Annotated in this window: 13 protein-coding genes; 12 read left to right on the top strand and 1 reads right to left on the bottom strand. The window is 54.2% G+C overall.

Annotated elements, in window-relative coordinates; all coding sequences use genetic code 11:
* Window positions 1–40: 40 nt before the first annotated feature.
* Complete coding sequence (gene flgA, locus HP564_RS11070; RefSeq protein WP_371242943.1) at window positions 41–685, bottom strand: flagellar basal body P-ring formation chaperone FlgA; 645 nt, start codon at window positions 683–685, stop codon at window positions 41–43.
* Window positions 686–1,031: 346 nt separating this feature from the next.
* On the opposite strand from flgA, the gene flgB reads away from it, so the two are divergent.
* The 12 genes from flgB to HP564_RS11130 all read left to right on the top strand — a co-directional run bounded on the left by flgB (window position 1,032) and on the right by HP564_RS11130 (window position 12,705).
* Window positions 1,032–1,442, top strand: a complete 411-nt coding sequence (flgB, locus tag HP564_RS11075; RefSeq protein WP_371242945.1) for a flagellar basal body rod protein FlgB — start codon at window positions 1,032–1,034, stop codon at window positions 1,440–1,442.
* A gap of 8 nt (window positions 1,443–1,450) precedes the next feature.
* Window positions 1,451–1,855: a flagellar basal body rod protein FlgC gene (gene flgC / locus HP564_RS11080; protein WP_371242947.1), complete on the top strand. Its 405-nt coding sequence runs from the start codon at window positions 1,451–1,453 to the stop codon at window positions 1,853–1,855.
* A 12-nt stretch (window positions 1,856–1,867) separates the two neighbouring features.
* On the top strand, window positions 1,868–2,545 hold the full coding sequence (locus HP564_RS11085) for a flagellar hook assembly protein FlgD (protein ID WP_371242949.1): 678 nt from the start codon (window positions 1,868–1,870) through the stop codon (window positions 2,543–2,545).
* 24 nt (window positions 2,546–2,569) lie between these two features.
* A complete protein-coding gene (gene flgE / locus HP564_RS11090; RefSeq protein ID WP_371242952.1) occupies window positions 2,570–3,772 on the top strand; it encodes a flagellar hook protein FlgE in 1,203 nt (400 codons plus the stop codon).
* A gap of 12 nt (window positions 3,773–3,784) precedes the next feature.
* A complete protein-coding gene (locus HP564_RS11095) occupies window positions 3,785–4,540 on the top strand; it encodes a flagellar basal body rod protein FlgF (protein ID WP_371242954.1) in 756 nt (251 codons plus the stop codon).
* Window positions 4,541–4,561: 21 nt separating this feature from the next.
* The gene (flgG, locus tag HP564_RS11100; protein ID WP_371242956.1) at window positions 4,562–5,344 is read left to right on the top strand and encodes a flagellar basal-body rod protein FlgG; all 783 of its coding nucleotides are present in this window, start codon (window positions 4,562–4,564) and stop codon (window positions 5,342–5,344) included.
* Between the two features lie 55 nt (window positions 5,345–5,399).
* Window positions 5,400–6,131 carry a flagellar basal body L-ring protein FlgH gene (locus HP564_RS11105; protein WP_371242958.1) on the top strand — a complete coding sequence of 244 codons (732 nt, stop codon included), beginning with the start codon at window positions 5,400–5,402 and terminating at the stop codon, window positions 6,129–6,131.
* A 10-nt stretch (window positions 6,132–6,141) separates the two neighbouring features.
* Window positions 6,142–7,263: a flagellar basal body P-ring protein FlgI gene (locus HP564_RS11110; protein ID WP_371242960.1), complete on the top strand. Its 1,122-nt coding sequence runs from the start codon at window positions 6,142–6,144 to the stop codon at window positions 7,261–7,263.
* On the top strand, window positions 7,263–8,207 hold the full coding sequence (gene flgJ / locus HP564_RS11115; RefSeq protein WP_371242961.1) for a flagellar assembly peptidoglycan hydrolase FlgJ: 945 nt from the start codon (window positions 7,263–7,265) through the stop codon (window positions 8,205–8,207). The genes HP564_RS11110 and flgJ overlap by 1 nt, the downstream gene beginning before the upstream one ends.
* Window positions 8,208–8,311: 104 nt before the next feature.
* Window positions 8,312–9,955, top strand: coding sequence for a flagellar hook-associated protein FlgK (flgK, locus tag HP564_RS11120; RefSeq protein ID WP_371242963.1), 1,644 nt, complete (start codon window positions 8,312–8,314; stop codon window positions 9,953–9,955).
* A 37-nt stretch (window positions 9,956–9,992) separates the two neighbouring features.
* Window positions 9,993–10,916, top strand: coding sequence for a flagellar hook-associated protein FlgL (gene flgL / locus HP564_RS11125; RefSeq protein ID WP_371242966.1), 924 nt, complete (start codon window positions 9,993–9,995; stop codon window positions 10,914–10,916).
* 94 nt (window positions 10,917–11,010) lie between these two features.
* Window positions 11,011–12,705: a methyl-accepting chemotaxis protein gene (locus HP564_RS11130; protein ID WP_371242968.1), complete on the top strand. Its 1,695-nt coding sequence runs from the start codon at window positions 11,011–11,013 to the stop codon at window positions 12,703–12,705.
* Window positions 12,706–12,826: the final 121 nt, after the last annotated feature.

Consider the following 12,826-nt stretch of genomic DNA (forward strand, 5'->3'; position numbering starts at 1 on the left):
GTGCGGCTATTACTAAAGTCAGAAGCAAAATTATCTCTCTCTACCGCTCCTGATCCGCGGCAATGCTCGCTTTTCCCGGTGCGATGGCGGTAGCGGTCACGATCTGTCCGGAAGCTGACTGGATGCGAAAAGAGGCATTCAGGGCGGCGTTATCCAGCGCTTTACCGGTGGCGCTGATGCGAAAGCCGTTACCGATATAGGTCATATCGACTTTTTGTCCGGCTTTAATCATCCACTGCGGGCGCAGCTGACGCTCTACCAGTGGCTCACCCGGATTCACCGTGCGCTGGGCGATACGACCGACAATGCGCGCCGGCTCAAAAATCAGGCCGTTTGGCGCATGAGCCAGCGAACCACGCTGCGGGCGAATATCTTCACGCGTTACGCTCTGGCCCGGGGGAATGGCCCGCGTGGCCTGCCACCAGGTGGCGGTGATATCCAGACTGACCTGAATAAAGTGGCGTCGTGTGCCGCACTGCGCGATGACGCTGTGCATACCTGACAGGCGATTCAGGCGGCCGCTCAGCGAGAGTGAAGGCGTTGCGCACAGCGTTGCCAGCTGTGCCGGAGGGGTCAGCAGCCTGAGCGAAACGTCAGGATGGGCCTCTGGCGGCAGCAGTTCATTCTGGTTAAAGAGCGCCGCGATGCGCGTCTGGAGCGTGCGCTCCTCGGCGTGTGCGGGCAAAAAGAGCGTACCCCCCATAAAAAGCATGCACAGTGTGACAAGCCAGGTTTTTAATCTGCATGGATGCAAGGTGTGAAAAGGATATAAGGAGGAAATACCCACAGGATGCATTCTCTGTTTTTCGTCGGATAGCCATTTATAGTACGTGATTTTTCTTTTTTTAAAGAAGGTGAAATAAGCCGATGAATGCGCGCTTTTAATCGGGTTATTTATTGAGTTTTTGTTGATATAAAGTAAAAGAGCCAAGTAGAGCAGCTTTTGTCTACTTTTTAGATTATAGAATTTATTTCCCCTCCTCTAATATGCAGGCCAATCCACTTCCTGACAGACGAGAGTGCTTTAATCTATGCTCGATAAGCTCGACAGAGAGCTACGCTTTCAGCAGGAGGCGCTGACTCTCCTTAATAAAAGACAGAATATCCTCGCATCTAACGTTGCGAATGCTGATACACCAGGCTATCTCGCCAGAGATATCGATTTTTCTGCGCAGCTTAAATCAGCGGTTGAGCGCGGCAATAATAATGGTCCACTGGCGTTAACGCTAACATCCGGGCGACATATTGCGGCAAGTGCTTCACCGCTGGATGACGCTGCGCTGTTATATCGTATTCCTGACCAGCCTGCCGCAGATGGTAACACGGTTGATATGGACCGGGAGCGTGTCAATTTTGCAGATAACAGCGTGCGTTATCAGTCAGGTATCACCATTCTTGGCACGCAAATAAAAAACATGATGAGCGTAATTAATCAGGGCTAATAATCACCATGTCACTCTTCTCTGTTTTTAATATTTCCGGCTCGGCGATGGCAGCGCAGTCTAAAAGGCTTAACGTCAGCGCCAGTAATATGGCAAATGCCGACAGCATTGCCGGTCCAGACGGCAAACCTTACCGCGCCAAAGAGGTGATCTTTCAGGTTGATGGTTCGCCGGATCAGGCCACTGGCGGCGTTCGCGTGAGCGAAGTGGTAGAGAGCCACGCCCCGGATCGTCTGGTTTATTCACCCGGCAATCCCCTGGCCGACAGCAAAGGGTATCTGCATATGCCGAATGTCGACGTCGCTGGCGAAATGGTTAACACCATCTCAGCATCGCGCAGCTATCAGGCCAACGTGGATGTGATGAACACCGCGAAAAACCTGATGCTGAAAACCCTTACGCTTGGTCAATAAAGGAACGACACCATGGCAGTCACGCCAGTAATGGGCAGTGCGCAAAGCGGTGCCACCCTCAAGGCAGAAACCGGCACCAGCGCGGCCGAGCTGATGAATAACTTTATGACCCTGCTGGTGGCGCAAATGAAAAACCAGGATCCGACTAACCCGATGGATAACAACCAGATGACCTCGCAGCTGGCGCAGTTCAATACCGCATCGGGCGTTGAGCAGCTCAACAGCACGCTCAACAACGTCGGAACGCTGGTCTCCAGTATGCAGCAAATGAATGCCAGCAGCTGGATCGGACGTAGCGTAATGATTGCCGGCAATCCCGTGGTCAGTAGCCGCGATGCGGAGGGCGCTAATAATGCATTTGCCTTCTCGCTGGATAAGGGCGCAGACAAGGTGCAGGTCACGCTGACGGATAAAGAGGGCAACGCTTATCGTGCGGAACTGGACAATGTTAAGGCCGGTATTCATCACTACAACCTGAATGAGATCGGTAACTTTCAGCCGACTCCGCCGCCAGCCGACACCAACTTCACCGTCTCTTTCTCTGCGGTAAACGCCAGCGGCGATGCGCCCAATATCGTGGCGTTAAAGCGGGCGAAGGTTGACAGCGTCTCCTTCTCGCCGTCGGGGTCGGTGCTACAGCTTGGGCTCGATGGCACGGCCACCCTCGGCCAGGTTTACGAAATCGAATAATTTTAGCTTTCAGGAACAACAGCAATGAGTTTTTCACAAGGCCTCAGCGGCCTGAATGCAGCCTCTCAGGCGCTGGATGTTGTCGGTAACAACATCGCTAACTCGCAAACCGTAGGTTTCAAATCAGGCTCTGTCGCGTTTGCCGATGTCTTTGCCGGATCGCAGATTGGTATGGGCGTGCAGGTCTCCGGCGTCAATCAGAGCTTTACCGATGGCGTGCTGGGCGCGGGCACCGGTAGCCTGGACATGGGTATTCAGGGCAACGGTTTTTTCCGCCTGGTCAACGAAGCCGGGCGCGTCTTTTACAGCCGTAATGGCCAGTTTAAAAGCGACGCGAACGGCTACATCGTTAATAACCAGGGCATGTTTCTGACCGGCTATCAGGCCACCGGCACTCCTCCGGCGATTCAGCCCGGTGCAGCGGTTGGACCGATTAAGATCCCGACCGGACAGATGGCGGCACGTGCGTCAGACAGCGGTACGCTGTACGGCAACCTGAACTCCGGCACACCCGTTGTCACCACAACCCCGTTCGACCCCAAAAACAACACCAGTTACAGCTCGGTAACGCAGGCGGATGCCTACGATAGCCTCGGCAACAAACACACTATCAATATCTACTTTGCAAAAACCGCAGATAACCAGTGGACGGCTTACTCCCGTGACGCCACGGCTCCCGGCACCGGTTATCAGCAGACGACACTGCAATTTGATACTGCCGGTCATTTGACCACCCTTCCGGCGAAGCTCAACGTGCAGAGCGCGGCCTATAACGGAGCCGAAGCGCTGAATTTCGACTTCGATCTGACCGGCATGACGCAGCAGGCTTCCGATACCGCCATGAACAGCCCAACCACCACCGGTTACGCACCAGGGCTGATGAATGGTTATACCGTGGGTGATAACGGTCAGGTTATCGCCTCTTACAGCAACGGGCAGAAGCAGATTCTGGGACAGGTCGTTCTGAGTAACTTTACCAACCCTGGCGGACTCGCTTCGCAGGGCAACAACTGCTGGGCAGAGACGCCGGAGTCCGGCCAGCCGGTCATCGGCACCTCGGGTTCAGGCAATTTGGGCACGCTCTACGGCAATAAGCTGGAAGCTTCTAACGTCGATCTCAGCAAAGAGATGGTCAACATGATCGTTTACCAGCGTAACTACCAGTCGAATTCGCAAACGATCAAAATCCAGTCTGAGCTGTTGCAGACACTGGTTAACCTGGGATAACGGCGGCTCATCATGGATCGCGCAATTTATACCGCCCTGGGCGCGGCAAATGCGGCGCTCAACCGCCAGGCGATAACGGCGAATAATCTGGCTAACGCCTCCACGACAGGCTTTCGGGCGCAGCTAACGGCCTATCGCGCCGTGCCGGTTAACGGCCCATCGGTGGCCACCCGCACGCTGGTCACAGAGTCCACGCCCTGGAACGATTCGACGCCGGGTGTCGTCCACCAGACCGACCGCGATCTTGATGTCGCGCTGCCCCAAAACGGCTGGCTGGCCGTTCAGCTACCTGATGGCAGCGAAGGCTATACCCGGGATGGCAGCATTGACGTTGACAGCGAAGGGATGCTGCGCGTGCGCGGCCTGCCGCTGCTGGGCGATGGCGGTCCGCTGACCGTTCCGACGCAGTCAAAAATAACGGTGGGTGCGGATGGCACTCTGACCGCGCTGGGCGCAGGTGACGAACCCAGCGCGCTGGCGCAGGTGGGCCGGATAAAAATGGTCAAGGCGTCGGCAGAGATGCTGCAGAGGGGCGATGACGGCCTGTTTCATGTCAGCGACAAGGGGCAGGCAGGCAGCCGCGCACCGCTGCCGCTCGATCCCGATCTGCGGCTGATGCCGGGTATGCTGGAGAGCAGCAACGTCAGTCCGGTTAAAACCATGGTTGAGATGATCGCAACGGCCCGCAGTTTCGAGATGCACATGAAGATCATCAGCTCGGTTGATGACAACGAGAAAAGCGCTAATCAGCTGCTAACGCTGAGCTAAGGCACGGCAGGAGAATTAACTATGATCCGCTCTTTATGGATTGCAAAAACCGGTCTGGAAGCACAGCAGACCAACATGGATGTGATATCCAACAACCTGGCAAACGTCAGTACCAATGGCTTCAAGCGTCAGCGCGCAGTGTTTGAAGATCTTCTTTATCAGACGCTGCGCCAGCCTGGCGCGCAATCCTCTGAGCAGACCACGATTCCCTCTGGTTTGCAGATGGGGACCGGCGTACGTCCGGTTGCGACTGAGCGTATTTTCAGTCAGGGCAGCCTGACCCAGACCAGTAACAGTAAAGATGTCGCCATTCAGGGCGGTGGTTTTTTTCAAATCCAGCTGCCGGATGGCACCACGGGCTATACCCGCGATGGCTCTTTTCAGTTTGATCAGAACGGCCAGCTGGTGACCTCCAGCGGTTATCCGGTCCAGCCTGCCATTACCATTCCGCAGGATGCGCAGTCCCTGACGATTGGTAACGACGGCATTGTGAGCGTCACGCTGCCCGGGCAGACGGCACCGCAGCAGGTAGGCCAGCTCACGCTCAGCACCTTTATTAACGAGTCAGGGCTGGAGAGCATTGGCGAGAATCTCTATCGCGAAACCCAGTCTTCTGGCGCACCGAATGAGACCACGCCAGGCCTGAACGGCGGCGGCACACTGAAGCAAGGCTACGTCGAAACCTCTAACGTTAACGTGGCGGAAGAGCTGGTCAGCATGATTCAGACGCAGCGTGCCTATGAGATCAACAGCAAGGCCGTCACAACGTCCGATCAGATGTTACAGCGCTTAGCGAATCTTTGAGTCTTACTGCGGCCGTCCTGAAACCGGCCGCGGCTTTCCCCACATCGGTTATCACATGATCAACAAGCCCGTTCGCGCGAGGCCTGCATTCGCGCCTGTTCATATTCTGCGCTCACTGCGCACGGTCACGCTGACGCTTATGCTGGGCGGCTGCGCCTGTATTCCTCACCAGCCGCTTATCAGCGGTGCAACGACGGCAGAACCGACCGCCGCAATCACGCCGGAGATTAACGGCTCGATATTCCAGGCGGGTCAGGCAATGAATTACGGCTATCAGCCTATGTTTGAGGATCGCCGTCCGCGCAACGTCGGCGACATTCTGACCATCGTCTTGCAGGAGAACGTCAGCGCGAGCAAAAGCGCCACGGCCAATGCCACACGCGGCAGTTCTGGCTCGCTCGCTTTTGACAGTACACCAGACTTTCTCGCCGGGCTCTTTGGTGGCAGTCGCGCGAAAACGGCGATTTCCGGAAAAAATGACTTTTCCGGCAAAGGTGGCGCGGCCGCTAAAAATACCTTTAGCGGCACCCTGACGGTCACGGTGAAAAAGGTGCTGGTGAACGGCAACCTGCTGGTGGTGGGGGAGAAGCAGATTGAAATCAATCAGGGAACCGAATTTATCCGTTTCTCCGGCGTGGTCAACCCGCGCACCATCAGCGGCAGTAATACCGTGGCGTCAACGCAGGTAGCGGATGCGCGCATTGAATATGTGGGCAACGGTTACATCAACGAGGCGCAGCAGATGGGCTGGCTGCAACGCCTGTTTCTTAATCTTTCTCCCTTTTAGTGCAGCGATCATGAAAACCGTATCCTTATTAGCTTTATTGCGTCTGCTTTGCCTGAGCCTGGCACTGCTGATTTCCTCGACGTCACACGCCGAGCGCATTCGAGACTTAACCTCGGTGCAGGGCGTGCGCAGCAACGCCCTGATTGGTTACGGGCTGGTGGTTGGTCTGGACGGAACCGGCGATCAAACCATGCAGACGCCTTTTACCACACAAAGCCTCAGCAACATGCTCTCACAGCTTGGCATCACGGTGCCGAGCGGCACCAATATGCAGCTAAAAAATGTCGCGGCGGTGATGGTCACTGCCGATTTGCCACCCTTTTCTCGCGTGGGCGACAAGATTGACGTGGTGGTCTCCTCAATGGGCAATGCCAAAAGCCTGCGCGGTGGCACGCTGCTGATGACGCCGCTGAAGGGGGTCGATAACCAGATTTACGCGCTGGCACAGGGCAACCTGCTGGTTACCGGCGCGGGTGCGCAAGGCGGGGGCAGTCGTGTGCAGGTCAACCAGCTAAATGGTGCACGCATCAGTGGGGGGGCAACGGTGGAGCGTGAGGTGATGACGAACTTTGCTGGTGAGCCTCTTCTCAGGCTACAGCTAAATAACGAGGATTTCACGGTCGCGCAGCAGATTAGCGATGAGATTAACCGCCGCTTTGGGCCGGCCACTGCCGTCGCAGAAGATGCCCGTGTGATCCGGCTCAATGCCCCTCAGGAGAGCGCCGCGCGCGTACGCTTTCTGGCGACGGTGCAAAATCTTCAGGTCAACGCGGGGGCGGGTGATGCCAGAGTCATTATTAACTCACGCACCGGCTCTGTGGTCATGAACCGCCACGTCATGCTGGACGCCTGTGCCGTGGCCCAGGGCGATTTAACGGTGGAAGTATCGCGCACTCATCAGGTCAGCCAGCCCACCACGCCGCTGGCGGGGGGAGAGACGGTGGTCACGCCGAATACTCAGGTGTCGGTGCGCGCAGCAGGAGGGGCATTACAGCGCATTAACACCAGCGCCGATCTTAACAGTGTGGTGCGCGCGCTGAATCGTCTGGGCGCAACACCCAACGATTTGATGTCGATCCTGGAGTCGATGAAAAGCGCAGGGTGTCTGCATGCACGTCTGGAGACAAACTGATGGCTGCGCCGGTTAACACGCAGGGAGCAGCCTTCGATCTGCACAGCATCGACAGCCTCAGGCTGGCGGTCAGGCGCTCGCCGCAGCAGGGGCTGAAAGCAGCAGCGCAGCAGATGGAAGGGGTGTTTGTCCAGATGATGCTGAAGAGTATGCGCGACGCCTCATGTCAGGGTGGCCTGCTGGATAGTCAACAGTCGCAGATGTTTACCTCCCTCTACGATCAGCAAATCTCCCAGGAGATGGCTGCTCAGGGCAGGCTCGGCTTTGCTGACCTGATTATGCGTCAGGCGCAGGGGGCCACTACGCCTTCGGACCTTCAACCGCCGTCGGCGCTACCCATCGCCATGGAGATTGCAAACGGCATGCTGCCGCGAGCGGCGATGCAGCGCAATCAGCGCGACGTCCAGACCGGGCAGGTCACAACCCGCGAGGCAAGACAGCCAGACAGCCAGGCCTTTATTTCGCGGCTGCTTTTTCCCGCCAAAGAAGCCGCGCGGCAGAGCGGTATTCCGCATCAGCTTATTATTGCTCAGGCGGCGCTGGAGTCAGGCTGGGGCAACCGTGAGATTCTGACCCAGCAGGGCAAGCCGAGCCACAACCTGTTCGGCATTAAAGCGACACCGGACTGGAAGGGCGAAACCACCTCTGTGCTGACCACGGAATATATCAACGGCGTGGCGACAAAAGTGAAAGCCGCTTTCAGGGTCTATAAAAATTATGCAGAGGCGTTAACCGACTATGCGAATTTTATACGTCGTAATCCGCGCTATCAGCAGGTCATTCACAGCGACTCTGTAGAAAAAGCGGCGCATGCACTTCAGGCGAGTGGTTATGCTACCGATCCTGATTATGCAAATAAGTTAAAAAACATTGTGAAGCATGTTGAAAATAATATTGCAAAAGGCGCAGGAAAATATAAAGCGGCGCTGGATTCGCTATTTTAACGATCGGCATTTTAGTTTTTTATCCAACTCACGATATATGAGAATGACATAAAATTTTTACGCCAGTCTGCGTCCTGGTGCATATTTATAAGGTCAGTTGAAGAATGAATCTCTTTAATATCGCCCAGGGTGGCTTAAGCGCCGCTCAGTCGGCGCTAAACGTGGTAGGTAATAACCTGAGTAATGCGATGACGACCGGTTACAGCCGTCAGGACATTGTTTTGGGTGAAGCGGGTGGTCGAACGACGCGCTACGGCTTTTTTGGCTATGGCGTGCAGACAAATAACGTTAAGCGCAGCTATGACGGCTTTCTCAATAATCAGGTACGCGGGGCCACCGCGCAGTTCCAGGCGCTGGATGGACGTTATCAGCAGCTGAGCCAGATCAACGACATGCTCGGCGACAATACCCATAACCTCTCCGTGACCATGGGAAATATGTTTGGCGCAATGGAGAAGATGAGCAGCGATCCGGTCAGCGCGGCCGCACGTCAGGAAGTGCTGTCGCAGTTTAAAGCGATCGCTAACCAGTACCGCAGCAGCAGCAGTACCCTGAACGGACTGGAAAAAAGCACCAATACCAAAATTAGCCAGGCGGTTGAGGATATTAACGCCTGTGCCAGACAGCTTGCTTCGCTAAACAGCGAAATCGCTAAGGTGCAGTCAGGAAGCGGTAATTTGCCGGCAGATTTACTCGATCAGCGCGATCAGATTTTGGGACAGCTCAGCAATCTGACGGGTATTCGGGTGAATGAAAACAGCATCACAGGCCGTGTGGATGTCTCACTGGCAAACGGTTTATCCCTGGTAGACGGTGACAGCGTCTGTGAATTAAAAGCGCACTCAGCAGCAGAGGATCCCAACAAAACCGTCGTCTCATACATTGATGCGTCCGGCAATGACATGCTGCTGGATGAAGAGAAAATGAGCGGCGGAAAGCTGGGCGGTCTGTTCCATTTCCGCAATGAGGATCTCACCGACGCGCGTAACCAGCTCAATCAGCTCGCCCTGAAAATGGCCAGCAAATTTGACCAGATTAATCAGGACGGCTATGACCTGAACGGCAATAAAGGCAAGGCGATCTTTTCGTTCACCGAGCCGAAGGCGATGGCGAACAGCGCGAACAAGGGAAACGCGACGCTGGATATTTCACGCAGTGATATTTCAGCCCTGCACGCCGAAGAGTACGTCATGACCTTCACTGGCCCTTCAGCGCGTGACTGGAGCGTGACCACCCGCGACGGGCGAACCATTACGCCGACAACAGGGGATGACGGATCGCTAAGTTTTGAGGGCATCACGGTCAAACCGCAGGGCACCCCCCAGGCAAACGACAGCTTTGCGTTTAATCCGCTGACGGGCGTCGCGGACTCGATTAGCGTCGCCATCACCGACGGTAATCAGATTGCGGCGTCCAGCTCGGCAGATGCCAGCGACGTCAGCAATAACGAAAATATTAAAAAGATGATTGATATAAAAAATCAGCCAATCGTCGGGAAAGCCACCTTAAGTGAAGCCTATGCCAGCCTGGTCAGTTCGGTGGGCTCCTCAATGACGTCGCTTAATGCTGCCCGCACTACCGCAGCCAGCGTTGCCTCACAGTGGGGGGAACAACAGCAGGCCGTTTCTGGCGTTGATATCAACGAAGAATATATCAATCTGCAGATGTATACGCAGTATTACCAGGCTAATTCTCAGGTATTACAAACGGCCACCACCCTGTTCGATACCCTGCTCAGCATTAAATAGCGGGTGTTTTGGTTCTTTATTTAAAAAGGATATAGCGATGCGTCTGAGCACTTATTATATGTATCAGCGTAATATCGACAGCATTTCAAAAGCGATGGTCAGCGGCAATACGATTTACACCCAGCTGGCGTCAGGCCAGACGCTGTTGAAACCCTCTGACGATCCTGCGGGTGCCTCGCAGGCCGTGACCTGGCAAACGGCGCTGGCAAATATGAGTCAGTACGACACGGCCCGCACCTATGCGCAGGATGCGCTGGGTCAGGAAGATAATACCCTCAGCAGTATCAGTAACATCCTGACCGGCAGGCTTTCACAAAAGATTGTCGCGGGCGGCAACGGTGCCTATTCCGATCAGGATCGCCAGGCGTTAGCGACGGAACTCAGTAGCATTCGCGACAATTTGCGCGATCTGGGTAATGCGCGTAACAGCAACGGTCGCTATCTCTTTTCGGGTTATAAAACCGGTACTGAACCGTTCAGTCAGGATGGACGCTATCAGGGCGGTGATACCGCGATGACGCAAAAAGTGAGCGACAGCGTGGAGATGCAGGTGGGGCATACCGGCGCAAGGCTGTTTATGAGCGGCACCGATGACGATTTACTGGCATCGGTCGACAAAGCGATCGCGGCCCTGAATAAGCCTGTTGCTAACGATAGCGATCGTCAGGCACTAAAAGAGACGCTGGATAGCGTCAATAAAAGCGTTAAGCACAATATTGATAATCTGGGAAAAATTCAGGCTGAGGTGGGCACCAACCTGCAACAGCTTGAATCGCTCGGCTTTAGCTCGGATACACAAAAAATCACAATACAGTCCCGCTTGCAGGAAACCGTTGGCTCCGATCCCAATACACAAATCAGCCTGATTTCACAGTCAAAAATGGCTGAGTTTGCATTGAGTTCGTCAATGACGGTATTTCAGACGATGCAGAAAATGTCGGTATTTAATTTTATTCGTTAACGCCTGAAGTGGCCTTGTTCATCATTCCATCATAAATATGCGCTGGGAAAGCGATATTTTTATCGTCCATCACCATTAATATTCTGGGAAAGATATGTTAAAACATTTAAAAGTTTCAACCGGACTGAATATCAAGATGGTTGTTTTTATACTGTTTTTGTCCATTAACTCTTTTTTCAATTTCAGCAGCGCAAATCGTTTTGATTCTTTTCTTAACGCCGCGACGGGGGCGGCTGACGCAGATAAAAGTATTCGCAGCGCGATCACCAATGTGGTAGATGCACTGGGCCTTCAGATTGCGGTAATGCAAAATTATCACGCCGTTAATTCCACACAGCAGACGCTCGACAGCATGACGCTGGCGAAAGTTAATTTGTTAATGCAAAAAGCCAATTCCAACTTCCATGATTTCCAGCACAAGTCGGCGATCACACCAGAAGAAGATGAACAGGCCCGCAAGCTCAACGAGAATTTTGAGCAGCTCATCAGCTTTGCCGTTCGTTTACGCAATGATTTAACACATACTGGTTTATCCGAACCTGAACTGGCGCAAAGGGCGCTCGATCAGATCAAGCTGCGTGAAGCCGCTAACCATCAGCTGGATAATTATGGTGAAGCGCTGGATAAAATCCTGCGATCGGAAAAAGTGAAGGCGGAAAAACAGAACCGACTAATGCTGAGTTATGCCGCTGGCATTCTGATTTGCTCTTTCCTGATTATTATGGTTACCCGTCTGTGGATGAAAAAAGCGGTGTTTGAGCGTCTGAAACAGACTCGTGAAGCCTTAGGCGTACTGGCCGCGGGTGATTTGAGCAGGCCGATTGATACGGGCGTAAATAATGAAATTGGCGAGATGCTGACTGAGCTGGAAAAGATGCGTTTATCTCTGACCCATACCGTCGCCGATATTCGCAATGACGCCTCGCATATTTATGGCAGCGCCCAGGAGATTGCCACCAGTAATAACGATCTCTCCTCTCGTACCGAGCAGCAGGCTATCGCGCTTCAGGAGACGGCGGCCAGCATGGAGGAACTGAAGATCACCGTTCGCCAGAATGCGGATAATGCACACAGTGCTAAGCAACTGGTTGAGGGGGCCAGCCTCAGCGCGCGTAAAGGCGGTGAGGTGATGGTTAACCTCGACAACATTATGCGTGAGATTACGGAGAACTCGCGCCAGATTGCCGACATCAACGGTGTTATCGACAGCATTGCGAATCAGACCAATATTCTGGCGCTCAATGCCGCGGTGGAAGCCGCACGCGCAGGTGAACAGGGACGTGGCTTCGCCGTGGTGGCGGGCGAGGTTCGCAATCTGGCCAAGCGGAGTGCCGATGCCGCCAAAGAGATCCGCCAGCTGATCAACGTGTGTGTGAACAACATGAACACAGGCTCTCAGGAAGTGGAAATGGCCGGCGTCGCCATGCATGACGTGGTGAAGTCGGTCACCCAGGTCACGGATATTATGTCTGAAATTACCTGCGCTTCAGACGAACAGAGCACCGGCATTAACCAAATCGCCCAGGCGGTCAACGAAATGGATCTCGTGACGCAGCAAAATGCCAGCATGGTTGAGCAGGCGGCCAGCGTGGCGCGCAGAATGGAACAACATGCGCAGAACCTTGAACATGCCGTATCACAATTTACGCTGCCAAAGAGTCAATTGCTGGCTGAGCGTGGTGAGAAATCACTCTCTGTAGCGGGGTCAGGCAAAAAAAAGCCTGCGCAAAGCCAGCCCGTGGGAGCCAAAAAACGCCGTGAAGCTGAAGATGAGTGGGTCAGTTTTTAACGAAGGTAAAACATATTTCAAATAACGTGCGGTGAGCATTATTTGTGTTCTACATAGCGTAACCGGCTCTCAATAGAATTGAGCGAATTTGTTTTCGCTTATTACACTATTTGATTGAAGC

Origin of the sequence: Pantoea sp. KPR_PJ (assembly GCF_041386365.1) — a bacterium.
Taxonomy (GTDB): Bacteria; Pseudomonadota; Gammaproteobacteria; order Enterobacterales; family Enterobacteriaceae; genus Pantoea.